Below are 22449 nucleotides of genomic sequence, written 5' to 3'. Positions count from 1 at the left end.
GTGATCGTCGGGGTCGGCATCGACGTCGTCGACATCGCCCGCCTCGGCGAGCGGCTCGAGCGCACCCCCGCGCTGCTCGACCGCGTCTTCACCGCGGCCGAGCGCGACCTGCCGCTGCAGTCGCTCGCCGCGCGCTTCGCCGCCAAGGAAGCCGTCGGCAAGGCCCTGATGACCCCCGGCGACCTGCCCTGGCAGGGCGTCGAGGTCACCAAGGGTCGGCACGGCGAACCGGTGCTCGCGATCAGCGGCAGGGTCGCCGAGCGCGCCGAGGAGCTCGGCGCCGACCGCCTGCACATCTCCCTGAGCCACGACGGCGGCATCGCGACGGCGATCGTCGTCGCCGAGACCGCCTGACCCCCTTCGTCCACCCCCCCCATCGCACAAACTGTGGCTGGCTACATCTTGGATCGTCAGCCGCAGCACGTGCTGTGGCCCACGCGCGAAGGTGTAGCCAGCCACAGTTTGTGGGGTGGTGGGGCGGCGAAGGGAGGAGCGGTAGCGTCGTCGGCGTGATCACCGGCTACTCCGCCCCGACCATCCGCGCCGCCGAGGCGGCCCTGCCCGAGCTCCTCGAGAGTGGTGAGCTGATGCAGCGGGCGGCCCGGGGCATCGCGCGCGTGACGGCCGGGCGGATGCGCGAGCGCGGCGCCCGCACCGTCACCGCCCTCGTCGGCCCGGGCAACAACGGCGCCGACGCCCTCTACGCCATCGCCCGGCTGGCCAAGCGGGGCTTCGAGGCGACGGCGGTGTGCATCGACACCACGGCCTCGCAGGTGCAGACCGATGCCGCCGAGCTCGCCCGGCAGCGGGGCGCCACGGTGCTCGCCGCCGACAGCCGCGAGGCGCTTACGGCGATCTCGCGGGCCGAGGTGGTCCTCGACGGCATCACCGGCATCGGGGGGAGGCCGGGACTGCCTCCCTTCGCCCGGCCGTGGGTCGACGCGATCCGTGACCGGGCCTGGGTCATCTCCGTCGACACCCCGAGCGGGCAGCCGGTCGAGGGCGGCGACGCGCTCGCGGACGCGGTCTTCGCCGACGAGACGGTGACCTTCGGCGCGCCCAAGCCGGTGCACCTGCTGCCGCCGACGGAGGCCGCCTGCGGGGTGCTCACCGTCATCGACATCGGGCTCGACCTCACCGACGCGACGCCCGCCGTCGTGCGGATCACCCCGGACGACGTGCCGATGCTGTGGCCGGTGCCCGGGCACGACGACGACAAGTACTCGCGCGGGGTCCTCGGGGTCGTCGCCGGTGGCGAGCAGTACACGGGCGCAGCAGTGCTCACGACGACCGCGGCGGTCTCGGCCGGCGTGGGCATGGTCCGCTACGTCGGGACGCAGACGCCGACCGCGCTCGTGCGGGCGGCGGTCCCCGAGGCCGTCCACGGCGAAGGGAGGGTCCAGGCCTGGGTCGTCGGGCCCGGCCTCGACACGACCTCGACCGATCCGGGCGCCGACGCCCAGCTCGCCGCGGCGCGGGCGGCCCTCGACTCCGACCTGCCCGTGCTCGTCGACGCCGGTGGGCTCGACCTCGTCACCGGCCGACGCGAGGCGCCCACCCTGCTCACCCCGCACGCGGGGGAGTGCGCGCGGATGATCACCCGGCTGCGCCAGCGCTCGACCGAGCTGACCCGCGAGGAGGTCGAGGGCTCACCGCTCGAGCACGCCCGGATGCTCGCCGGGCTCACCGGCGCGACCGTGCTGCTCAAGGGCGCCACGACGCTCGTCGTCGACGCCGACGGGCCGGTCCACGTGCAGGACGACGCCCCGGCATGGCTGGCGACCGCCGGGTCGGGCGACGTCCTCGCGGGGCTCGCCGGCGCCCTGCTCTCGGGCGGGCTGGAGCCGGCCGAGGCGGGCTCGCTCGCCGCGCTCGTGCACGGCCGCGCCGCCCACGACGCCAACCCCGGCGGCCCGGTGCGTGCGCTCGCCGTGGCGCACGCGCTCGCCCCGACGGTGGCCGCGCTGCTGCGTTCCTAGCCCCGGGCCGACTCCGCCCACCAGTTGACCCCGCCGTCGACCGCGTGCTCGTCGATGCGCGCGAGCTCCTCGTCGCTGAAGTCGATGTTGCCCAGCGCGTCGAGGCTGTTGTCGAGCTGCTCGACGGTGCGGGCACCGACGAGCAACGAGGTGACCCGCTCGTCACGCAGGGCCCAGGCGAGGGCCATCTGGGCGAGGCTCTGGCCCCGCTCCTGGGCGATGGCGTCGAGCGCGCGGATGCGGGCGATGTTGTCGTCGGTCAGCTGGTCGGCGATGCCGGTGCCCTCGCGCGCGGCGCGCGAGTCCTCGGGGATGCCGCCGAGGTACTTGTTGGTCAGCAGGCCCTGGGCGAGCGGGGTGAAGGCGATCGTGCCGACCCCGAGCTCGTCGACGGTGTCGAGCAGCTCGTCCTCGATCCAGCGGTTGATCATCGAGTAGGAGGGCTGGTGGATGAGCAGGGGAGTGCCCATCTCGCGCAGGATCGCGTGGGCCTCGCGGGTGCGCTCCGGGCCGTAGGAGGAGATGCCGACGTAGAGCGCCTTGCCCGCCCGGACGGCGGCGTCGAGGGCGCCCATCGTCTCCTCGAGCGGCGTGTCGGGGTCGAAGCGGTGGCTGTAGAAGATGTCGACGTAGTCGAGGCCCATCCGCTCGAGCGACTGGTCGAGCGAGGCGAGGAGGTACTTGCGCGAGCCGCCGCCCTGCCCGTAGGGCCCGGGCCACATGTCCCAGCCGGCCTTGGTCGAGACGATCAGCTCGTCGCGGTAGGGGCGGAAGTCCTGGGCGAAGATCGTCCCGAAGTTGCGCTCCGCCGCGCCGTAGGGCGGGCCGTAGTTGTTGGCCAGGTCCATGTGCGTCACGCCGCGGTCGAAGGCGCGCCGCAGCACCGCCCGCTGGGTCTCGAGGGGCTCCGCGTCACCGAAGTTGTGCCACAGGCCCAGCGAGATCGGGGGCAGGAGCAGCCCCGACCGACCGCACCGGCGGTAGTCCGTGGCGTCGTAGCGGGAGCGGTCGGCCTGGTAGTCGTCGGCGCGGTAGGTCATGCCTGCCAGTCTGCCTCCCTTCGCCGATCTAGACTCGGTGCCAGCCCATGGACATCTCGACCCCGCACCCAGCCCTGCCGTCCGTCGCGACCCCCTCGGTCCTGCCGAGCGATGCCCCGACCGACGGCCTGTCCGCGTGGGCGGACATCGACCTCGACGCGATCCGCGACAACGTCGCCCGCCTCGGCGAGCTCGCCGGCGACGCCGACGTCATGGCGGTCATCAAGGGCGACGCCTACGGCCACGGCCTCGTGCCGGTTGCCGGAGCGGCGCTGTCCGGCGGCGCGACCTACCTGGCCATCGCCCAGCTCGGCGAGGCGATGGCGGCCCGCGCCGCGGGCGTCACCGCGCCGATCCTTACGTGGCTCTTCCCGCCGGGCGCCGACCTCGCGGCCGCGGTGCGGGCCGACCTGACCCTGTCCGCCGGCGCCCCGTGGGCGCTCGCCGAGATCGCCGCGGCGGCCCGGGCGACCGGTCTCACCGCGCGCGTCCACCTCAAGGTCGACACCGGCCTCGGGCGCGGTGGGGCGTGGCGCGACGACCTCGCCGGCATGCTCGTCGACGCGGCCCGGCTCGAGGCCGAGGGCGTGCTCGACGTCGAGGGCATCTTCAGCCACTTCGCCTACGCCGATGCCCCGGATCACCCAACGGTGCGGGGCCAGCAGGAGACCTTCGGCGAGATCCTCGCCGACGCCGAGCGCGCCGGGCTGCGCCCGTGCATCCGCCACCTCGCCAACTCCGCCGCGACCCTGACCAACCCGTCGGCGCACCTCGACATGGTCCGCCCCGGCGTCTCGATCTACGGCCTGTCGCCGGTGCCCGACATCGGTGGGCCCACCCACTTCGGCCTGCGCGAGGCGATGCGCGTCGTCGCCCGCCTCATCAACGTCAAGGACTGCCCGGCCGGCCAGGGCATCTCCTACGGCCACCAGTACGTGACGAAGGGGGACACCCGCCTCGGTCTCGTGCCGCTCGGCTATGCCGACGGCATCCCGCGGCACGCCTCCAACGCCGGCCCGATGCAGGTCGGCGGCCGCCGCTACACCGTCGCGGGACGCGTGTGCATGGACCAGATGGTGCTCGACCTGGGCGCCGACAGCCCGGCCCGTTCCGGCGACGAGGTCGTGCTCATCGGCCGGGAGGCCGACGGCGAGCCGACCGCCCAGGACTGGGCCGCCGCGATCGACACGATCAACTACGAGATCGTCACCCGGCTCGGGCCCCGCGTGCCCCGCCGCTACCTCGGAGGCCTGTGATGGACGAGCACGAGCACGGCGGCATCGGCAAGGCGGCCGCGACCGGCATCGGTCTGGCGGCCGCGGCCGTCGGCGGCGCGGCGATTGCCGGCGCGGGCTACGCGGGCCGGTCCGCGGTCAAGCGCTCGCGCGCCTATGCCGTGACCCACCACGACGAGGTGCACGTCTTCCCCTTCGCCACGGACAAGGTCATGGCCGTGCCGGCCAACGACGGGGTCGTGCTGCACGTCGAGGTCGACGAGCCCGAGGGCTGGACCCCGCAGACCGGGCCGACCGTCGTGCTCGTCCACGGCTTCGTGCTCAACCTCAGCTCCTGGGTCTTCCAGCGGCGCGCGCTCGTCGACGCCGGCTATCGCGTCGTCAGCTACGACCAGCGCAACCACGGCGCCTCGCAGGCCGGCGACCTCGAGCACTGCACCATCGACCAGCTCGGCAAGGACCTGCGGGCCGTCGTCGACGCGACGACGCCCGAGGGGGAGCTCGTCCTCGTCGGCCACTCGATGGGTGGCATGACGATCATGAGCTTCGCCGGACGCTATCCCGAGGTGACCCGCGACCGGGTCCGCGGCGTCGCCCTCATCGCGACCAGTGCCGGCGGTGACAGCCTCGTGCACGTCGGTCTGGGCAAGGTGCTCGACGGCGTGATCACCCGCTTCGGACCCGGCTTCCTCGGTGGGCTGGGCCGCCGCGACGGCGTGTGGGGCGGCATGCGCGCCGCCGGACGTGCTGTCGAGAACCGCGCGATCCAGCGCTACTCCTTCGGCACGCCGATGCCCAAGGAGATGGTGCGCAAGCTCGCGACGATGATCTTCGGCACCCGGCTCGACGCGATCGGCGCCTTCCTGCCCGAGCTCGACGAGCTCGACGTGCGCGACAGCCTGCCCGGTCTCGTCGACACCCCCGTGCTGATCGTCGCCGGGTCCAAGGACGTGCTCACCCCGCCGTCGCACAGCCAGGCGCTCGCCGACGCCCTGCCGGCGGCCGAGCACGTCGTCGTCCCCGGTGTCGGCCACCTCCTGCAGCTCGAACGGCCGGGGCCGGTCACCGACGGCATCCTCGGTCTGCTCGAGCGGAGCCGGGGCGTGGACGCCGAGAGCGACGCCGAGCGGGCCGGAGCCGCCGTCAGCGAAGGGGCCGCGGAGCCCGCGACGGGGCGAAGCGCGTGAGCGTGCTCCTCACCGACGCCGACACGACCGTCGCTGCCGGGCGGCGGCTGGCCGACCTGCTGCGTGCCGGTGACCTCGTCGTGCTGACCGGCGGGCTGGGGGCCGGCAAGACGACCTTCACCCGCGGGCTGGGCGAGGGGCTCGGCGTGCGGGGGGCCGTGACGTCCCCGACCTTCGTCATCGCGCGCGTGCACCCCTCACTCGTCGGGGGGCCGGAGCTCGTGCACGTCGATGCCTACCGCCTCGGCGGCTCGGCCGAGCTCGACGACCTCGACCTCGACTCCGAGCTCGACGAGGCCGTGACCGTCGTCGAGTGGGGCGCCGGGCTCGTCGAGGGGCTGGCCGACGACCGCCTCGAGATCACCCTCGTCGCCGACCCCGAGACCGAGGAGCGCACGCTCGCCGTCACCGGCATCGGTCCCCGCTGGGCCGACGTCGACGTCGAGGCGCACCTGCAGGCGGCAGCCGGGGCGTCGAGCTCCGGGGCGCCTGCCCCGACGACCCCGGACGAAGGGGGAACCCCGTGAGGCTGCTCGCGCTCGACACCGCCACCTCGGCCATCTCGGTCGCCGTCCACGACGGCGAGCAGGTCCTGGCCAGCCGCAGTGCCGTCGACGCCCGCCGGCACACCGAGCTGCTCGCCCCGATGCTCGTCGAGACCCTCGCGGCGGCCGGCACCGGCGTCGACGAGGTGACCCACGTGGCCGTCGGCACCGGACCGGGGCCCTTCACCGGGCTGCGGGTCGGGCTCGTGACCGCGCAGACCTTCGCCCACGCGCGGGGGATCGGTGTCCACGGCGTCTGCTCACTCGACGCCCTCGCCGCGGCGGCCGCCGCGCAGGGTCACGAGGGTGAGCTGCTCGTGGCGACCGACGCCCGGCGCAAGGAGGTCTACTGGGCCCGATATCGCTGCGCCGCAGGCGAGATCACCGTCCTCGACGAGCCCGAGGTGACCCGGCCCTCTGAACTGCCCGAGGAGGTACGCGCCCTGCCGGCCGTCGGCCGCGGGCCGCTGCTCTACCCGGACCTGCTGACCTCGCTCGCCGGTGGTGACGCTGACGGGCTGCTCGACGTCGACGCCGGTGTCCTCGCCGGCCTGGCCGCCCGGCGCATCGCCGCCGGGGCCGACATGCCGATCGAGCCGCTCTACCTGCGCCGGCCCGACGCGGTCGCGCCCGCGTCCACGGCGCCGAAGTCTGCGCTCAAGCCCTCACCCCGTCAGCAGCAGCGCGACCTGCGGCGGGCCGAGCAGGCCGTCCGGGCCGAGCAGGCCGGCCGGGACGCCGAGGCGAGCCAGTGACCACGGCGACGGTGACCCCCTTCGTCATGAGGGAGGTGCGCTGGCAGGACCTGGAGGTGCTGGCGGACCTGGAGCAGGAGCTCTTCGGGACCGAGGCGTGGAGCCTCGCGTCCTGGTGGGGCGAGCTCGCGGGGCGGCCGCGGCGGGAGTACCTGCTCGCCGAGGACTCCGAGGGCGTCGCCGGATATGCGGGCCTCGACCAGGCGGGCGACACGAGTGACGTCATGACCATCGCGACCCTGCCGCGGGTGCGGGGCACCGGCCTGGGTCGGCGGTTGCTCGAGGAGCTCGTCGCGCGCTCGCGGGCCGCGGGCGCCGAGCGGCTGCTGCTCGAGGTGCGCGCCGACAACACCGCGGCGCGGGGGCTCTACGACTCGGCCGGCTTCGGGCTGCTGCAGACCCGGCGCGGCTACTACCCGGGTGGGGTCGACGCGCTCGTCCTCGCTCTCGACCTGACGCAGGAGGCGCAGGCATGACGGATGCACCCCTCGTTCTTGGCATCGAGACCTCGTGCGACGAGACCGGTGTCGGCATCGTCCACGGCACCGAGCTGCTCGTCGACGCCATCGCCTCGAGCGTCGACGAGCACGCCCGATTTGGCGGGGTGGTGCCCGAGGTCGCCTCCCGTGCCCACCTCGAGGCGATGGTGCCGACGATCGAGCGGGCCTGCCGTGACGCCGGCGTCGCGCTGACCGACCTCGACGGCATCGCCGTGACCTCCGGCCCGGGCCTCGCCGGCCCGCTCATGGTCGGGGTCGCCTCGGCCAAGGCGCTGGCCGTGGCGCTCGGCCTGCCGATCTACGGCGTCAACCACCTGGCGAGCCACGTCGCCGTCGACATCGTCGAGCACGGCCCGCTGCCGGAGCCGACGATGGCGATGCTCGTGAGCGGCGGCCACTCCTCGCTGCTGCTCGTCCCCGATGTCACGCACGACATCCGCAGCCTCGGGTCGACGATCGACGACGCCGCGGGGGAGGCCTTCGACAAGGTGGCGCGGGTGCTCGGGCTGCCCTTCCCCGGTGGGCCGCACATCGACCGGGCGGCGAGCGACGGGCAGATCACCATCGACTTCCCGCGGGGGCTCTCCAGCCGCAAGGACATGGAGCGGCACCGCTTCGACTTCTCCTTCTCCGGGCTCAAGACGGCTGTGACCAGGTGGGTCCAGGCCGAGCAGGCCGCCGGGCGCGACGTGCCGGTGGCCGACGTGGCCGCGTCCTTCCAGGAGGCCGTCGTCGACATCCTCACGCGCAAGGCGGTGCTCGCCTGCACCGAGCACGATGTCGCCGCGCTGCAGGTCGGTGGCGGGGTCGCGGCCAACTCGCGCCTGCGGGCGATGGCCCAGCAGCGGTGCGATGACGCGGGCATCCAGCTGCGCGTCCCGCGGCCGGGGCTGTGCACCGACAACGGCGCGATGGTCGCCAGCCTCGGGGCCCAGATGATGCTCAAGGGGCGGCCGGCGAGCGACCTCTCGCTCCCCGCCGACAGCTCGCTGCCGGTGACCGACGTGCGCACCGGCCTGCCGGTGCACGTCGACCACGACCACGCGCACTGAGGGCGAGCGGCGAGGGCGCGACCGAGTGCCGTGAGCCGCGCCGGCCGCGGGTGGCGCGGCACCTGTGTGACGATCCGCCCGCCCGTGTCACTCCATGCGGTCACACAGGCGTCACCCCGGTGACACAGGTGCAGCCGGAGCCCACGGTCGAGGCCCGGATCGCTGCCCATGCCGTTGCTCCGTACTTTGAGCCGGACGCGGGGTGGATCGGCGGGGCGATGGGGGTGCGGATGACTGCCTACGCCGTTGCTCCGTGCTCTGAACCGCGGCTCGTCGTACGGAGCAACGGCGTATGGGGCGAGGTCGGCCCGGGCAGTGGGCGAAGGAACTGGCTCGTCGTACGGAGCAATGGCGTAGGGCGTCGCGCGGCACGGGGCCGTGCGGGAGCGTGGCTCGTCGTACGGAGCGACGGCGGGGGCCCATCCACCTGGCCCCGGCCACTCGGCCGCTGACCCGGCGCCACGGCCACTCGGCTCAGCCGCAGCGCAGCAGACCCATGTCCTCCTTGAGCCTGAGCACCCGGGTGACCGACGCGGTGACCTGCTTCGCGAAGGCCGGGTCCCCCTTCGCCTTGGCCTCGATGGCGGAGACCATCGTCGGGACCTGGCTCGGGTCGGCGGTGAGGACGATGTCGCCGCCGGCGGCGATGAACTTCGTGGCCCGCTCGCCGACGGGGGTGGCGGAGACCGCCTTGGCCGCGCCCACGTCGTCGGTGATGACGACCCCGTCGAAGCCCAGGTCGTCGCGGAGCATGCCGTCGACGATCTTCGAGGAAAACAGGGCCGGAGTCTCGCCGTCGATCTGCGAGTAGTGGGCGGAGCCGACCATGACGATCTGGGTGCCGCCGTCGATGGCATCGGCGAAGGGCGTGAGGTGCGAGTCGTCCCGGGTCATCACCGAGTCGGTGATGCCGGTGTCGCGCAGGTCGGTGTTGCCCGTGATCCGCCCCAGACCGGGGAAGTGCTTGACCGTCGGCTCGACGCCCGCGTCCTGCATCCCCTGGGCGAAGGCGAGCGCGCCCTTGCTCGCGGCCTGCGGGCTCGAGCCGTACTGGCGCCCCCACTTGCCAATGGGCTCGTTGGCCCGGCCGATCTCGGCGGGCACGGTGTCGGCGGTCGGGGCGAGGTTGACGTTGACGCCGGCCTGCTTGAGCTCGGCGCCCCACCCCTTGGCAGAGGAGCGCAGGTCGGGCAGCTGGGCCTGCTCGAGGCCCGAGGGCATGGACGTGAAGCCGGAGCCGGTGAGCTGCTGGACCTCGCCACCCTCCTGGTCGGCGGCGACGAGCATGCCGACCTTCGTGCCGTCGACGGTCGGGGAGACGTCCTGCAGGTGCTGGCTCGCGGCCGCGACGGTCGCGCTGTCCTTCCAGCCGCCGAGGTAGAGCATCGAGCCCAGACCCTGGGCCCTGATGGGCCCGTCGAGACCGGTCGCGGGGCCCGGCTGCATCGCCGCCATGAGCAGCTGTCCGGCCTGCTGGGTCGGCGTCATCGCCTCGCGCACCTGCTTGACGCAGGCGCTCGCGGCGGGGCCGGAGGCGGTGGCGGAGGTCGTGCGCGAGGAGGAGCTCGCGGACGACGTCTTCGACGAGGACGAAGGGGAGGACGTCGCCGACGTCGAGGTCGTCGAGCTCGACGTCTTCGCACCCGAGGTCGACGACGAGGAAGAGGTCGAGCTGCCCTCCCCGGAGTCGGCGCCGCACCCCGCGAGGGCGAGGACGGCGAGGCCTGCAGCGGCGCGGGTCAGGTGACTGGCTCGGGTCGGCATGGGGTGCAGGCTACCTGCGGTGGCAGGGGTGTGCTCAGGCGCTGACGGGTGCGCCGACCCGGGCGAGGTGGCGCTCCGCCATGCGGGCGGCGGGGTGGGCCAGCGCCGCCGCAGACACGCCGATGGCGGCGATGACGACCCAGCCGGGTGTGCCCCACTGGAGCGCGAGGAAGGTGTAGAGGGCAGGGAAGATGATCGGCTCGAGCTGGTAGCCCATGCCCCACACGCCCTGGTAGTCGCCGAGGCGGCGGTGGTCGGACAGCTCCGACGTCAGGCCCCAGTCGGCGGCCGACTGCCACAGCTCCGCGCCGGTGATGGTGACGTGGCCCGCCCAGATGAGCATGATCGAGACCCACCCGATCGTCTCGTGCGTGACGGCGATCAGGGCGCACGAGATGACAAAGGCCCAGCCTGACCACCGCACGGCCCGCAGCGAGCCGTCGACGGAGTCGGCCACCCGGGAGGCGCGGACCTGCAGGAGGACCGCCAGCACCGTGTTGGTGCCGAAGAGCCAGGCGAGGAGCACCGGGGGAGCGTCGGTGCGCTCGACGAGCCACAGTGGCACGACGACGTTGAGGAGCACCTGGTTGGAGGAGATCACGCCGTTGCACATCGCCAGCAGGACGAAGCCGTGTTGCGCCAGGCCGCGGGTGCGGCACCGACGGTGTCGGCGACGGTCGTGGCCTCGACCGTGCGTCGGATCGCGGGCAGCAGGCCGGCGATCATCGCCGCGTTGAGGACGAGCAGGCCCGCCGTGATCAGGGGGACGACCCTCACCGCACCGATCCCCAGGCCGAGGGCAACTCCGCTCGCGCCGGCTCCGAGGGTGTAGCCGACGTTGCGGGCCGCGCGCATGTACGCCATGGCGCGCACCCTGGTCGCCCGGTCGAAGACCGCGATCCGGTAGACGTTGCGGGCATTGCGACCGGCTGTCTCGACAACGGCGAGCACCGAGAGCATGGCGACGAAGGCGATCACCCCGCCGATGAGGGGCCAGGCGAAGTAGAGGGCGGCCTCGGCGGTCGAAGCGAGCACCCACAGGGGCTTTGCGCCCACTCGATCCGTGAGTCGGCCCATCGGCAGCTGGAGAGCCAGTGCCACGAGTGCGGCCAAGGACATGCCGAGTCCGACCTGCGACCCGGTGAGGCCGACGACCTGGGTGAAGTAGACGGCGGTGCCCGTGATGAAGGTGCCGGTGGCGAAGGCAGACAGGACGCACTGCAGCGCCAGATTGCGCTCGAGGGCACTCGGGGGCAGGACGCGTGCGAGCCACGTGGTCATGGCACTCCTTTTTCTTGACATCAAGATATATGTCTTGACGTCAAGATACACCGAGGGTGATCAGGTGAGGGCGACGACGAGCACGACCTGCTCACCACCGACGCGGGTGAGCACGACGGTCGCGCTCTCGCCGTCACCGGCGCCGCGCCCGATCTTCAGCTGCTTGCGCAGCTGGTCCTCGTCGAGGCGGATGCCCCGCTTCTTGACCGTCAGACCGGTGATGCCGCGCTCGCGCAGCCAGCCGCGCAGCCCCTTGACCGAGAAGGGCATCGCCTCGAGCACCTCGTAGCGGCGGGCGTGGCCGAGGTCGAGCGCCTCGTCGCTGGTGACGTAGCCCAGCCCGGCCTCGAGCTCCATCCCGCTGACGGCGCCGGTGACCGTGCCGATGAGCCCGGCCCGGTTGACGGCTCGGTCGGCCTCGTAGAGCCATCGCCCCGTCTCGGCGAGCGAGGCGGCCGCGGCGGGGTCCTCCTCGCAGGTGCGCTGGTCCACCTCGACCGGGGGCGCGCCCTTGCGCAGGACGCGGGCGCTGCGTCCGGCCTCCTTGACGAGCGGGCCCCACCAGACGGTGCACTCCAGGACGGTGCCCTGCCACGAGGTCCACTGGGCCTCGGTGCCGAGCGGCGGGATGTCGTGGGGGAGCGAAGGGGAGAGCTTGGCGCCGGTCGCGGGCACGTCGCGGGCCACCGACAGCACGAAGTCCCACGACGGCGAGATCTCGTCGAGCCGGAAGACCCGTCGCGTGCGCCCGCTCCGGTCGGTGACGCCGGGCGTGCGGCGCGCCGGGTCGAGCCAGACACCGGTGCGCGAGTGCAAGGGGTCGAGGGGTGCCTCAAAGTCCTCGGCCACCCCCGTGCGGGCCCGGCTGTCGGGCCAGGGGCGCAGGTTGACGTCGGCGATGGCGGCAGAGAGCGGGTCGGCGTCGACCCCGTGGACGGTGACACCGAGGGCGCTCATCGCCATCGCGTCGGAGCCGATGCCGCAGCCGAGGTCGTGGACGGTCGCCAGGCTCGCGGTCGCGTAGCGCCCGGCGTGGGTGGCGGCGACCTCGAGGCGGCTGGCCTGCTCGAGCCCGTCGGGGGTGAAGAGCATGCCCTCGGCGAACTCGCCGAACTTCTCCTGCGCGCGAGCCTGCAGACGCTTCTGCGTCAGGAGCGCGGCGACGCGCTCGGCGGAGTGGCCCGCCGCCCGCAGCCGCGAGGCCAGACCGACCGCGTCCGCCTCGCGGTACTCGGGCAGGCCGTGCAGGGACTCGTGCCCCTCGGGGGAGGCCAGCCAGCGCACGGTCGTCGGGTCCACGTGCGCCATTGTCACGCATCGTGCTCGGCACGGCGGACCTATCCGACCGGGCGCTGGCACTCGGGTTGACCGAGTGCCAAACGGCGGCCTAGATTTGCTCTTGGCACTCACCACTGGCGAGTGCCAGATGCCACGGTTGGACGACCCCCGCGACGGCGCCCGGCCCGGCTTCGCCCCAGAACTCACACATTCGTCCCCACAGAAGGAGTCACCGTGTCGGTTTCCATCAAGCCGCTCGAGGACCGGATCGTCGTCAAGGGCATCGAGGCGCAGCAGACCACCGCCTCCGGCCTCGTCATCCCGGACACCGCCAAGGAGAAGCCGCAGGAGGGCGAGGTCGTCGCCGTCGGCCCCGGCCGCTTCAACGACGACGGTGACGAGCGCGTCCCGATGGACATCTCCGTCGGCGACCGCGTCATCTACTCCAAGTACGGCGGCACCGAGATCAAGCACGGCGGCGAGGAGTACCTCATCCTCTCCGCCCGCGACGTGCTCGCGATCCTCGCCTGAGCCTGCGCACGACTCACAGCTGACGCCCCGGGTGCGGCCCTCTCCCGGGCCCTCCGGGGCGTCGCTTTTCCCCCCTTCGTTAGAACCAAAGGACAGACATGGCCAAGGAACTGGAGTTCAACGACTCCGCCCGTGACGCCCTTCAGCGCGGCGTCGACCAGCTCGCCAACGCCGTCAAGGTGACGCTCGGCCCCAAGGGCCGCAACGTCGTCATCGACAAGCAGTGGGGCGCCCCGACGATCACCAACGACGGCGTGACCATCGCCCGCGAGATCGAGCTCGAGGACCCCTACGAGAACCTCGGCGCCCAGCTCGCCAAGGAGGTCGCCACCAAGACCAACGACGTCGCCGGTGACGGCACGACGACCGCGACCGTCCTCGCCCAGGCCATGGTCAAGGAGGGCCTGCGCAATGTTGCCGCGGGCGCCGCCCCGTCCGGCCTCAAGCGCGGCATCGACAAGGCCGTCGAGGCCGTCTCGGCCCGCCTGCTCGAGACCGCCCGTGAGGTCGAGGGTAAGGACGAGATCGCCCAGGTCGCCTCGCTCTCCGCCCAGGACCAGGGCATCGGCGGGACCATCGCCGAGGCCTTCGACAAGGTCGGCAAGGACGGCGTCATCACCGTCGAGGAGTCCTCGACGGCCGAGACCGCGCTCGACTTCACCGAGGGCATGCAGTTCGACAAGGGCTACATCAGCCCCTACTTCGTGACTGACCCGGAGCGCATGGAGGGTGTCCTCGAGGACGCCTACGTCCTGATCAACCAGGGCAAGATCTCCAACATCCAGGAGATCCTCCCGGTGCTCGAGAAGGTCGTGCAGTCCGGCAAGCCGCTGCTCGTCATCGCCGAGGACATCGACGGCGAGGCCCTCTCGACGCTCGTCGTCAACAAGCTCAAGGGCGTCTTCAACGTCGCGGCCGTCAAGGCCCCCGGCTTCGGCGACCGCCGCAAGGCGATGCTGCAGGACATGGCGATCCTCACCGGTGGCCAGGTCATCGCCGAGGAGGTCGGCCTCAAGCTCGACCAGGTCGGTCTCGAGGACCTCGGCCAGGCCCGTCGCATCGTCGTCACCAAGGACAACACGACGATCATCGACGGCCAGGGTGCCGCCGACGACGTGACCGGTCGGGTCAACCAGATCAAGTCCGAGATCGAGCGCACCGACTCCGACTGGGACCGCGAGAAGCTCCAGGAGCGCCTCGCCAAGCTCGCCGGTGGCGTCTGCGTCATCCAGGTCGGCGCGCACACCGAGGTCGAGCTCAAGGAGAAGAAGCACCGCATCGAGGACGCGATCTCCGCGACCCGCGCGGCCATCGAGGAGGGCATCGTCGCCGGCGGTGGCTCCGCCCTGGCGCACGCGGTCTCCGCGCTCGACGCCGTGCAGCTCGAGGGTGACGAGCAGGTCGGCGCCAACATCGTGCGCACCGCCGGTGTCGAGCCGCTGCGCTGGATCGCCGAGAACGCGGGCCTCGAGGGCTACGTCGCCGTCGCCAAGGTGCAGGAGCTGACCCCGGGCCAGGGCCTCAACGCCGCGACGGGCGAGTACGGCGACCTCATCGGCCAGGGCGTCATCGACCCGGTCAAGGTCACCCGCTCCGCGCTCGTCAACGCCGCCTCGATCGCGTCGATGGTCCTGACCACCGACACGCTCGTCGTGGACAAGAAGGAGGACGAGGACGAGGGCCACGGCCACTCGCACTGACGTCCTGACCTGAGCGAAGGGGGGGGCGGCGCACCAACCGGTGCGCCGCCCCCTTCGTCATGCGCCGGTGGTTGAGGTGTGATGGCCCTCTGGTGGTTGTGGTGCGACGAAGGAGCCTCGAAACCACCCCTTGACATGAGTCGGGAGAAGGTGGAGCCTCATGCCATCACACAAGACGGGGGAGGGTTCCATGAAGCGCACGTTGATTGCGGTGGTGGGCGGGGTGGGGTTGGCGCTCATCCCATCAATGGCCTATGCAGTCACGGTGTCGTCGGACGATGGTTCGGGCACCTTTTATGTCCAGGAGTGGTTCACCAAGGGGTATGAGCGCAATGGCTCGCTCAAATCAACCCACGGTGACCCGGTGTACTTCAGCGGAAAGGTTGTCTTCGACAACGAGCCCGACTATAAGTGTGGCCGTTATACACCGGCCACAAGTTCGTTGACCGCTGTCAAGCGGCAGGGTTATCAATGTGTCGTCACGGCCATCTCGACGTCGAGCGAGGGCGGGAGCGATCAGATCTGCCGTGACGTCCCATACTCGCCGGACCCTTGCGGCTCGTGGTCGTCAACGATCCGAAAGTGAGTATTGGGACCCGAGCACTCAGTGTGAGCCGTGGCGGCCGCGAAGTGCTTCGATCCGTTACCTGCGAGTTTCCGCCGGGTTGTACCGTCCTCATGGGCCCCAACGGTGCAGGGAAAACGACCCTCTTCCGGGCGCTCCTTGGTGATATGAGAATCAACAGCGGGAGCGTTCTCCGTGGTGGCCGCCCCGTAGCCTCTTCCCACGACTGGCGAGTCTTGCGCGGTGACCTCGGGTGGTTGCCCCAGTCATTCGGCGCGCCGGATCGGGCCACTGTTTCGAGCATTATCCAGTACGCCGCATGGCTGAAACGCTGCGATGTCGATGTGGAGCGCGTTCTGTCGGCCGTGGGCCTCGCCGGTGTCGCTCGATCCCCTTTTGGACGACTTTCGGGTGGTCAGATGCGCAGGGTGGGAATCGCCTGTGCGCTGGTGGGCAACCCCCGCAGCATTCTCATGGACGAGCCCACAGTGGGTCTCGACCCGGAGCAGCGCGATGATTTTCACCGTAGAATTCGTGGCATTTCTACGGACACCTCGGTGGTGATTTCGACGCACCTTCTCGAGGACGTAGCGGCAGTGGCGCAGCGACTGGTCATCATCCACGATGGCGCGGTCCGGTTTGAAGGCACCCCAGCGGGCCTGACTGGTGTGTCAGCCCCCGAGGTAGCGGACGTGCGTGAAGGGTACCTGCGTGCGATTGCATGATCGTCGATGGGTTCGGCTCGTCATGCTGGATCGTCGAAGTGCGATCGTCCTCGGGTTGACCACTGCCATCGCCTCGGGACTGGTCGCTTGGGGCCGGCGGGAAACTTGGCACGGTGTGTGGACCGAGACCGATGCGATGATCGGCCGGACATTGATCGTGGCCCTTCCCGTGGTCTTGGGGACAGCGAGTTGGCTTGCCGCGTCGCGAGCTCGGAGCGGAATTGATCAGTTGGCAGTCGGCCCGCCGCACGAGCGAGTGAGGGCAGAGCGCCGCTTCGCGGCGGAGGTTGCCGCAGTCGCGACTCTGGGACTGACGACCACGGCTCTAGCGATGTGGGCACTGACGGCTGGAACTGCCACGCACGGACGACCACAGCCACTTGTGCTCATTCCCGCGCTCGGTTGGATCGCCGTCTCCTCAGTTCTCGGAGTCGTGGTTGGGGGCCGTTGGCCTCGTCGTTGGGTCCCTGCCGCGTCCGCCGTGCTGGGTTACGCGGCTGTCGTCCTCGTGCTTTTTCGAGCGGCGGCGCCGCCCTTCGTGGCGGCGCATCCCATCGATTTTCGCTCGATGACACTATTTTTCACGCCGGGCTGGATCTATCTCGTCCAAGCCTTGGTGCCGATCAGTCTGGCCAGTGGGATTCTCGGGTTCTTCCGTTGGATCGCTGCGGGGATCATCTCGATCAGCTTGTCGGGGTCCTTCCTCCTGTCCGACGTCGAACGTCAGCCGGACTGGGCAGCTGCGCGAACGGTGTGCATGACCCGACACCACGTTGAAGTGTGTGTGCCCTCAGTGAAAAGCTACCTGGCCGAAGACATCGCATCGACCTACCGCAGAGTCGTTAACGTCGCGCCATTGGCAGCCCCCGAGCAGGTGGTCCTCGTCGATGACGAAGGCGCTGTCTTCGACAGGAATCACGCAGAGGTGGTCCGCAGCCTGGCGTCAGGGCGGAGGATCTCTTTGTCTGACGCCGGACTGGACCTGTCGGCGCAGACCCGCCCCGATCGTCGCGTTCTGGAGGGTCTGTGGCTCAAGTCGCTGGTACGTCCTGGTGGCGCGGGCGACTCGCGAGCTCAGTGGGTCGTTGAACGTCAGGCATTGCGAGACCTAGGGCTTCCTAGCGACGGCAGCCTCTACCCGGGAGCGGCACCCCTCGATCAGATGCTCGCTGATCCGGAGGTGTCGAGGGTGGCGCGGAAGTGGCAGCAGCGTGGGCCAAGGGCGAGAGGTGAGTGGTTGTCGCGCAACGCCACGGCTTGGCGTGCCGGCGACATCTCACTTAAGGACCTCGGGTGAGGAGCCCGGGCGGCCAGTGGTTGGTGCGAGGTTTCGACGGCCGCTTGGCAGTCGACCTCTTCTTGGCCCTACTCCTCGCTGCGGGGCTCGCGCGTCTGTCAGCTTCGTGGCTGTTCCCCCACGAACCGCGGGGGACCTACGTGGACTCTCTGACCATCGCGGGTGCCTTGGTACCCCTGGCCGTGATGTCCAGGGTATTGGACGAAGCGCTCCCATCGGCGGTGCTCACTCGTTGCCGCTCCCTTGTGTGGCACCGCCTCATGTGGTCCGGTGTCTTCGTGGCGACGACCTGCTTGGGGATGGCCGCGGTGGCGGGCAACGCTCACCTCCCGGTTCCGCACATCATGTTGGTCTCGCTCCTCCTGTCGGGGATGGCGACGATGGCGGCGGCCAGTATCGGAGCCCGCGCCGCGTGGATCGCCCCGGCGTTATTGGTCGCCGTCTCTTCTGTGCCCGGAGTCGTCCCGCTCTCCGCCAACGTTCTCTACTCGCTGAGGTTCGGCGAACAACTCAAGGTCGCCGCAGCCTGCACGGCGCTCGTAGGTCTGGCGCAGTACGCGGTCATGGGTGCTCGTCCCCGGGTCGGGCCCCGAGCCGGGGACTTGGGGGACGGCAACTAACCGGATCAGACCGTGACGATGACGCGGACCTCGACGGTCTCGGGCAGGTCGCGCAGGCGCTGCTCGGTGTCGGCGGGCAGGTTGCTGGCGAGGTCGGTGACGGCGTAGCCGTACTCGCCCTTGGTGCTCAGCTGCTGGCTGTCGATGTTGACGTCGCCCTCGGAGAGGATCGTGTTGACCCGGGCGAGGACGCCGGGGACGTTCCTGTGCAGGTGGAGGATGCGGGTGCTGCCCGCGGCGACGGGGGCGGCGACGGCGGGGACGTTGACCGACATCGAGGTCGCACCGGTGTCGGCCCAGTCGCGCAGCTTGCCGGCGACGTAGCGACCGATGTCGTACTGCGCCTCCTCGGTGGAGCCGCCGACGTGCGGGGTGAGGATGACGTTGGGGATGCCCTGCAGGCAGTTCTCGAAGGGGTCGCCCGCCTTCTTGGGCTCGCTCGGGAAGACGTCGACGGCCGCGCCGGCGATGTGCCCGGAGACGAGGTTGTCGCGCAGGGCCTCGAGGTCGACGACGAAGCCGCGGGAGAGGTTGAGGAAGAGGCTGCGCGGGCGCATCTTCGCGAACTGCTCGGCGCCGAAGGTGCCGGCATTGCCCGCGCGACCGTCGACGTGGAGCGTGATCGTCTCGCAGGTCTCGAGCAGCTCGTCGAGGGTGTCGCACTTCTTGGCGTTGCCGAGCGGCAGCTTGTCCTCGAGGTCGTAGAAGGAGACGTGCATGCCGAAGGCCTCGGCGACGACGGACAGCTGGGCGCCGATGTTGCCGTAGCCGACGATGCCGAGGGTGCGGCCGCGGACCTCGTGGGCCCCCTTCGCCGACTTGTCCCAGACGCCGGCGTGGAGCGCGGCGTTCTTGTCCGTCAGGTGGCGGGCAAGCGAGATGATCTCGCCGAGGGCCAGCTCGACGACGCTGCGCGTGTTGGAGAAGGGGGCGTTGAAGACGACCGTGCCGGCCTGCGCGGCCGCGTCGAGGTCGATCTGGTTGGTGCCGATGCAGAAGGCGCCGACGGCCTTGAGCTCCGGGCGGGCCGCGATGACGGCCTGGGTGACCTTGGTCTTCGAGCGGATGCCGAGCAGGTCAACCCCCTCGAGGGCGGAGATCAGCTCGGCCTCGTCGAGGGCCCCGGAGCGGGTCTCGACCTCGAAGCCGGCGTCGACGAGCGCGTCGCGGGCGACGTCATGGATGTTTTCGAGCAGCAGCACCTTCACGCGTGCAGGGTATGCCCGGGCCCGGTGCGGCCGGGCAGGCGCCCGCGATGCGAACCACAGGGCGGAACGAAGACCCCACGGGGACAGGGCCGCTGGCTAGGGTGTGGGCCATGCGTCTCCTCGGTGTCCTCGGCGGAATGGGTTGGTCGGCGACGGCGGAGTACTACCGCCGTCTCAACGAAGGGGTCGATGCGCGCCTGGGCGGCTTGCACAGCGCCCGCGTCCTCGTCCACAGCCTCGACTTCCAGCCGGTCGACGATGCCGAGAACGCGGGTGACTGGGACGAGATGGCTCGGTTGCTCGTCGAGGGCGCCCGCAGCCTGCAGGCCGGGGGAGCGGAGGGCATCATCCTCGCCGCCAACACGATGCACGTCGTGGCGGACCAGGTGGCCGAGGCCGTCGACGTGCCCTTCCTCCACATCGCCGAGGCGACGGCCCGCCGGGTCGAGGCCTCCCGCCAGCGCAAGGTCGGCCTGCTCGCGACCCTGACGACGATGTCCGGCGACTTCTACACCACGCCCTTCACCCAGCGCGGCATCGAGGTGATCCTGCCCGAGGAGGCCGAGCGGCCCGAGGTCGACCGGATCATCTACGAGGAGCTCGTGCACGGGGTCATCAAGGACTCCTCGCGCCGGGCGCTGCGCGCGGTTCTGCAGGGGATGACCGACCGCGGCGCCGAGTGCGTCGTGCTCGCCGGCACCGAGCTCGGCCTCCTGCTCGAGGAGGACGACTGCCCCGTGCCGCTGCACGACACGACGGCGATCCACGTCGACCAGGCGCTCGACTGGATGCTCACCGAGGGCTGACGCCTCGCACCCGGTCCCTGAGGAAGGTTGCGCAGCAACCGCCTCGAAGGGCTACCAGGGGACGTCGATCTCGGCCTCTCCGGTGACGACCTCGACCTGCTGACCGGCGAAGCCCACGACGCTGCCCGCGCGGATCTGCGCGCCACGCCGGGTCTCGACCTGACCGTCGACGCTCACCTCACCGGCGGCGATGACCTCACGGGCCACGACGCCGTCCTCCACGAGCCCGGCGAGCTTGAGCAGCTGGCCGAGGCGGATGGACTCGTCGCGGATGTGGACGGCTTCGGGGGAGGTCACCCCACCAGCCTAGGACGCGAAGGGGGCGCGCTCCGCCCCCTTCGCAGGGACGTGGCTCAGCCGGCGATGCCGGCGGCGGCGATGTCGCGCTCGGTGAGCGCGACCTGACGCTCGTCCTCGGTCATGCCGCCCCAGACGCCGAAGGGCTCACGGATCGCCAGGGCGTGCTCGCGGCACGCGGTCATCACGGGGCAGCTCGCGCAGATCTCCTTCGCGGCGGCGTCCCGCAGGCGGCGGGCCGCGCCGCGCTCACCGTCCGGGTGGTAGAAGGACTCGCTGCCCGTCTCGCGGCAGGCGCCGTCGAACTGCCACTCCCAGTGGTCCGCGACCGGACCCGGCACCTTGTCTGCGTGCGCCATGTCTACCTCCGTGCTCAAGTGCTGCCGAGGAGGCATGCACCCCCGTCTCTTCCCAGCCAACCTAAGAAGATCGGCGCAAACAGAGGTCGACAAAAAGGTATGGGTTCGCCCTAGGAATCAGCCGTTTGGTCAGCAATTGGTCAGGTCCGGGAGCGCCTAGGGGGTGGCTTAGGATAGGGAGATGGATTTCGGTGACCCGACCGCCCGTGACCACTCCGGGGGCGCGATCCCCGACCCCTTCGCCAAGCTGGGCCTGACCTACGACGACGTCCTGCTGCTGCCGGGCTACAGCGAGCTGGCACCCGGCGACCTCGACACCACGAGTCGACTGACCCGCGAGATCAGCCTCAAGACGCCGCTCATCTCCGCGGCGATGGACACCGTCACCGAGTCGCGCATGGCGATCGCCATGGCCCGCCAGGGCGGCATCGGCGTCCTCCACCGCAACCTCTCCATCGAGGACCAGGCCTACCAAGTCGACCTCGTCAAGCGGACCCAGACGGGCATGATCACCAACCCCGTCGTCATCGGGCCCGACGCGACCCTCGACGACCTCGACCAGCGCTGCGGCGAGTACCGCGTCTCCGGCCTGCCGGTCGTCGACGACGCGGGCGTGCTCATCGGCATCATCACCAACCGCGACCTGCGCTTCACCCCGGTCGCCGAGTGGGCCACGACGCTCGTGCGCGACGTCATGACCCCGATGCCCCTGATCACCGCGCCGGTCGGCATCTCCCAGGAGGACGCGACCCTCCTGCTGCGTCAGCACAAGCGCGAGCGGCTGCCGATCGTCGACGACGCCGGCCGTCTCGCCGGGCTCATCACGGTCAAGGACTTCGTCAAGAGCGAGCAGTTCCCCAACGCGAGCAAGGACGCGCAGGGCCGCCTGCTCGTCGGCGCGGCCATCGGCTACTTCGGCGACGCGTGGGAGCGCGCGACGACCCTCATCGACGCCGGTGTCGACGTGCTCGTCGCCGACACCGCCCACGGCCACGTCAAGCTGCTGCTCGAGATGGTCGAGCGGCTCAAGTCCGACCCGGCCACCCGCCACGTCCAGGTCATCGGCGGCAATGTCGCGACCCGCGAGGGCGCCCAGGCCTTCATCGACGCCGGGGTCGACGGCATCAAGGTGGGCGTCGGGCCGGGCTCGATCTGCACCACGCGCATCGTCACCGGCGTCGGCGCCCCGCAGATCACCGCGGTCCACGACGCCTCCCTCGCGGCCAAGCCGGCCGGGATCCCGGTCATCGCCGACGGCGGTCTGCAGTACTCCGGTGACATCGCCAAGGCGATCGTCGCCGGCGCCGACACTGTCATGGTCGGCTCGCTCCTCGCTGGCTGCGAGGAGAGCCCGGGCGAGCTGATCTTCGTCAACGGCAAGCAGTTCAAGGCCTACCGCGGCATGGGCAGCCTCGGCGCGATGAGCAGCCGCGGCAAGAAGTCCTTCAGCAAGGACCGCTACTTCCAGGCCGAGGTCACGAGCGACGACCAGCTCGTGCCCGAGGGCATCGAGGGGCGCGTGGCCTACCGCGGCACCCTCGCCCAGGTCGCGCACCAGATGGTCGGCGGCCTACGGCAGTCGATGTTCTACGTCGGTGCCGGCACCATCCCCGAGCTCCAGGCGAAGGGGAAGTTCGTCCGGATCACCTCCGCCTCCCTCAAGGAGAGCCACCCGCACGACATCCAGGGCATCGTCGAGGCGCCCAACTACAGCCTGGGCTGACC

General features: G+C 71.1%; 25 protein-coding genes. 17 read left to right on the top strand and 8 right to left on the bottom strand.

The annotated features are described in order from the left end of the window. On the top strand, nucleotides 1–354 hold the full coding sequence (locus ACQBJO_RS12810) for a holo-ACP synthase (RefSeq protein WP_255184190.1): 354 nt from the start codon (nucleotides 1–3) through the stop codon (nucleotides 352–354). Between the two features lie 155 nt (nucleotides 355–509). After that, nucleotides 510–1979 carry a bifunctional ADP-dependent NAD(P)H-hydrate dehydratase/NAD(P)H-hydrate epimerase gene (locus ACQBJO_RS12805; RefSeq protein ID WP_421007610.1) on the top strand — a complete coding sequence of 490 codons (1470 nt, stop codon included), beginning with the start codon at nucleotides 510–512 and terminating at the stop codon, nucleotides 1977–1979. On the opposite strand, the gene mgrA is transcribed toward ACQBJO_RS12805, so the two are convergent. Then, nucleotides 1976–3019 (bottom strand): L-glyceraldehyde 3-phosphate reductase, encoded by a 1044-nt coding sequence (gene mgrA, locus ACQBJO_RS12800; RefSeq protein ID WP_421007609.1) that lies wholly within the window; start codon nucleotides 3017–3019, stop codon nucleotides 1976–1978. The two genes, ACQBJO_RS12805 and mgrA, sit on opposite strands and share 4 nt — an antisense overlap. A gap of 47 nt (nucleotides 3020–3066) precedes the next feature. Between mgrA and alr the strand changes: the two genes are divergently transcribed. From alr to tsaD, 6 genes are read left to right on the top strand one after another with little or no spacing between them, the layout of a single operon-like run. Continuing rightward, a complete protein-coding gene (gene alr / locus ACQBJO_RS12795) occupies nucleotides 3067–4275 on the top strand; it encodes an alanine racemase (RefSeq protein WP_421007608.1) in 1209 nt (402 codons plus the stop codon). Then, nucleotides 4275–5441 (top strand): alpha/beta fold hydrolase, encoded by a 1167-nt coding sequence (locus tag ACQBJO_RS12790; RefSeq protein ID WP_421007607.1) that lies wholly within the window; start codon nucleotides 4275–4277, stop codon nucleotides 5439–5441. The genes alr and ACQBJO_RS12790 overlap by 1 nt, the downstream gene beginning before the upstream one ends. Then, nucleotides 5438–5968, top strand: a complete 531-nt coding sequence (gene tsaE / locus ACQBJO_RS12785; protein WP_421007606.1) for a tRNA (adenosine(37)-N6)-threonylcarbamoyltransferase complex ATPase subunit type 1 TsaE — start codon at nucleotides 5438–5440, stop codon at nucleotides 5966–5968. Before ACQBJO_RS12790 ends, tsaE begins: the two co-directional genes overlap by 4 nt. After that, nucleotides 5965–6741, top strand: a complete 777-nt coding sequence (tsaB, locus tag ACQBJO_RS12780) for a tRNA (adenosine(37)-N6)-threonylcarbamoyltransferase complex dimerization subunit type 1 TsaB (RefSeq protein ID WP_421007605.1) — start codon at nucleotides 5965–5967, stop codon at nucleotides 6739–6741. Before tsaE ends, tsaB begins: the two co-directional genes overlap by 4 nt. Further along, entirely contained in the window at nucleotides 6738–7217 is a 480-nt protein-coding gene (gene rimI, locus ACQBJO_RS12775; protein ID WP_421007604.1) for a ribosomal protein S18-alanine N-acetyltransferase, read from the top strand. Before tsaB ends, rimI begins: the two co-directional genes overlap by 4 nt. Next, nucleotides 7214–8293 carry a tRNA (adenosine(37)-N6)-threonylcarbamoyltransferase complex transferase subunit TsaD gene (tsaD, locus tag ACQBJO_RS12770; RefSeq protein ID WP_255184182.1) on the top strand — a complete coding sequence of 360 codons (1080 nt, stop codon included), beginning with the start codon at nucleotides 7214–7216 and terminating at the stop codon, nucleotides 8291–8293. The genes rimI and tsaD overlap by 4 nt, the downstream gene beginning before the upstream one ends. Nucleotides 8294–8767: 474 nt before the next feature. Here the strand turns inward: tsaD and ACQBJO_RS12765 are convergent, their stop codons facing one another. After that, nucleotides 8768–9781 (bottom strand): glycoside hydrolase family 3 N-terminal domain-containing protein, encoded by a 1014-nt coding sequence (locus ACQBJO_RS12765; protein ID WP_427801360.1) that lies wholly within the window; start codon nucleotides 9779–9781, stop codon nucleotides 8768–8770. On the opposite strand from ACQBJO_RS12765, the gene ACQBJO_RS12760 reads away from it, so the two are divergent. Further along, nucleotides 9747–10040: a hypothetical protein gene (locus ACQBJO_RS12760; RefSeq protein ID WP_427801359.1), complete on the top strand. Its 294-nt coding sequence runs from the start codon at nucleotides 9747–9749 to the stop codon at nucleotides 10038–10040. The genes ACQBJO_RS12765 and ACQBJO_RS12760 overlap by 35 nt on opposite strands. Before the next feature lie 51 nt (nucleotides 10041–10091). On the opposite strand, the gene ACQBJO_RS12755 is transcribed toward ACQBJO_RS12760, so the two are convergent. From ACQBJO_RS12755 to ACQBJO_RS12745, 3 genes are read right to left on the bottom strand one after another with little or no spacing between them, the layout of a single operon-like run. Further along, the gene (locus tag ACQBJO_RS12755) at nucleotides 10092–10658 is read right to left on the bottom strand and encodes a hypothetical protein (protein WP_421007602.1); all 567 of its coding nucleotides are present in this window, start codon (nucleotides 10656–10658) and stop codon (nucleotides 10092–10094) included. Next, complete coding sequence (locus ACQBJO_RS12750) at nucleotides 10655–11338, bottom strand: MFS transporter (protein ID WP_421007601.1); 684 nt, start codon at nucleotides 11336–11338, stop codon at nucleotides 10655–10657. Before ACQBJO_RS12750 ends, ACQBJO_RS12755 begins: the two co-directional genes overlap by 4 nt. 60 nt (nucleotides 11339–11398) lie before the next feature. Beyond that, nucleotides 11399–12637 (bottom strand): class I SAM-dependent methyltransferase, encoded by a 1239-nt coding sequence (locus ACQBJO_RS12745; protein WP_421007600.1) that lies wholly within the window; start codon nucleotides 12635–12637, stop codon nucleotides 11399–11401. A gap of 213 nt (nucleotides 12638–12850) precedes the next feature. Here ACQBJO_RS12745 and groES point away from each other — a divergent pair, with 213 nt between their 5' ends. The 6 genes from groES (at nucleotide 12851) to ACQBJO_RS12715 (ending at nucleotide 18054) form a co-directional block, all read left to right on the top strand. Then, nucleotides 12851–13147 carry a co-chaperone GroES gene (gene groES, locus ACQBJO_RS12740; protein WP_007924339.1) on the top strand — a complete coding sequence of 99 codons (297 nt, stop codon included), beginning with the start codon at nucleotides 12851–12853 and terminating at the stop codon, nucleotides 13145–13147. A 98-nt stretch (nucleotides 13148–13245) separates the two neighbouring features. Beyond that, nucleotides 13246–14847: a chaperonin GroEL gene (groL, locus tag ACQBJO_RS12735; RefSeq protein WP_421007599.1), complete on the top strand. Its 1602-nt coding sequence runs from the start codon at nucleotides 13246–13248 to the stop codon at nucleotides 14845–14847. A gap of 190 nt (nucleotides 14848–15037) precedes the next feature. Further along, the gene (locus ACQBJO_RS12730; RefSeq protein WP_255184177.1) at nucleotides 15038–15433 is read left to right on the top strand and encodes a hypothetical protein; all 396 of its coding nucleotides are present in this window, start codon (nucleotides 15038–15040) and stop codon (nucleotides 15431–15433) included. Then, on the top strand, nucleotides 15409–16137 hold the full coding sequence (locus ACQBJO_RS12725; protein WP_369694814.1) for an ATP-binding cassette domain-containing protein: 729 nt from the start codon (nucleotides 15409–15411) through the stop codon (nucleotides 16135–16137). The genes ACQBJO_RS12730 and ACQBJO_RS12725 overlap by 25 nt, the downstream gene beginning before the upstream one ends. A 481-nt stretch (nucleotides 16138–16618) precedes the next feature. After that, nucleotides 16619–17434 carry a hypothetical protein gene (locus ACQBJO_RS12720; RefSeq protein WP_255184176.1) on the top strand — a complete coding sequence of 272 codons (816 nt, stop codon included), beginning with the start codon at nucleotides 16619–16621 and terminating at the stop codon, nucleotides 17432–17434. A gap of 380 nt (nucleotides 17435–17814) precedes the next feature. Next, a complete protein-coding gene (locus ACQBJO_RS12715; protein ID WP_421007598.1) occupies nucleotides 17815–18054 on the top strand; it encodes a hypothetical protein in 240 nt (79 codons plus the stop codon). 5 nt (nucleotides 18055–18059) lie between these two features. Here the strand turns inward: ACQBJO_RS12715 and serA are convergent, their stop codons facing one another. After that, on the bottom strand, nucleotides 18060–19262 hold the full coding sequence (serA, locus tag ACQBJO_RS12710) for a phosphoglycerate dehydrogenase (RefSeq protein WP_421007597.1): 1203 nt from the start codon (nucleotides 19260–19262) through the stop codon (nucleotides 18060–18062). A 110-nt stretch (nucleotides 19263–19372) separates the two neighbouring features. Here serA and ACQBJO_RS12705 point away from each other — a divergent pair, with 110 nt between their 5' ends. Continuing rightward, nucleotides 19373–20068: an aspartate/glutamate racemase family protein gene (locus ACQBJO_RS12705; RefSeq protein WP_421007596.1), complete on the top strand. Its 696-nt coding sequence runs from the start codon at nucleotides 19373–19375 to the stop codon at nucleotides 20066–20068. Between the two features lie 51 nt (nucleotides 20069–20119). Here the strand turns inward: ACQBJO_RS12705 and ACQBJO_RS12700 are convergent, their stop codons facing one another. Both ACQBJO_RS12700 and ACQBJO_RS12695 read right to left on the bottom strand, forming a co-directional pair. Further along, nucleotides 20120–20365, bottom strand: a complete 246-nt coding sequence (locus ACQBJO_RS12700) for an RNA-binding S4 domain-containing protein (protein ID WP_421007595.1) — start codon at nucleotides 20363–20365, stop codon at nucleotides 20120–20122. 56 nt (nucleotides 20366–20421) lie between these two features. Further along, the gene (locus tag ACQBJO_RS12695; RefSeq protein ID WP_421007594.1) at nucleotides 20422–20724 is read right to left on the bottom strand and encodes a WhiB family transcriptional regulator; all 303 of its coding nucleotides are present in this window, start codon (nucleotides 20722–20724) and stop codon (nucleotides 20422–20424) included. Nucleotides 20725–20905: 181 nt separating this feature from the next. Here ACQBJO_RS12695 and guaB point away from each other — a divergent pair, with 181 nt between their 5' ends. Next, entirely contained in the window at nucleotides 20906–22447 is a 1542-nt protein-coding gene (gene guaB / locus ACQBJO_RS12690) for an IMP dehydrogenase (RefSeq protein WP_421007593.1), read from the top strand. Nucleotides 22448–22449: the final 2 nt, after the last annotated feature.

Origin of the sequence: Janibacter zhangyanbonis (assembly GCF_050507325.1) — a bacterium.
Taxonomy (GTDB): domain Bacteria; phylum Actinomycetota; class Actinomycetes; order Actinomycetales; family Dermatophilaceae; genus Janibacter.
This window is presented reverse-complemented; position numbering and strand designations above follow the sequence as displayed.

Coding starts and splice junctions, on each gene's coding strand:
- ACQBJO_RS12765 (WP_427801360.1), bottom strand. CDS start 9,781: ATGACGCCGACCCAGCAGGCCGGACAGCTGCTCATGGCGGCGATGCAG.
- ACQBJO_RS12705 (WP_421007596.1), top strand. CDS start 19,373: ATGCGTCTCCTCGGTGTCCTCGGCGGAATGGGTTGGTCGGCGACGGCG.
- ACQBJO_RS12695 (WP_421007594.1), bottom strand. CDS start 20,724: ATGGCGCACGCAGACAAGGTGCCGGGTCCGGTCGCGGACCACTGGGAG.
- groL (WP_421007599.1), top strand. CDS start 13,246: ATGGCCAAGGAACTGGAGTTCAACGACTCCGCCCGTGACGCCCTTCAG.
- ACQBJO_RS12730 (WP_255184177.1), top strand. CDS start 15,038: ATGAAGCGCACGTTGATTGCGGTGGTGGGCGGGGTGGGGTTGGCGCTC.
- alr (WP_421007608.1), top strand. CDS start 3,067: ATGGACATCTCGACCCCGCACCCAGCCCTGCCGTCCGTCGCGACCCCC.
- mgrA (WP_421007609.1), bottom strand. CDS start 3,019: ATGACCTACCGCGCCGACGACTACCAGGCCGACCGCTCCCGCTACGAC.
- ACQBJO_RS12715 (WP_421007598.1), top strand. CDS start 17,815: ATGGCGGCGGCCAGTATCGGAGCCCGCGCCGCGTGGATCGCCCCGGCG.
- ACQBJO_RS12790 (WP_421007607.1), top strand. CDS start 4,275: ATGGACGAGCACGAGCACGGCGGCATCGGCAAGGCGGCCGCGACCGGC.
- guaB (WP_421007593.1), top strand. CDS start 20,906: ATGGATTTCGGTGACCCGACCGCCCGTGACCACTCCGGGGGCGCGATC.
- ACQBJO_RS12760 (WP_427801359.1), top strand. CDS start 9,747: ATGAGCAGCTGTCCGGCCTGCTGGGTCGGCGTCATCGCCTCGCGCACC.
- tsaD (WP_255184182.1), top strand. CDS start 7,214: ATGACGGATGCACCCCTCGTTCTTGGCATCGAGACCTCGTGCGACGAG.
- ACQBJO_RS12750 (WP_421007601.1), bottom strand. CDS start 11,338: ATGACCACGTGGCTCGCACGCGTCCTGCCCCCGAGTGCCCTCGAGCGC.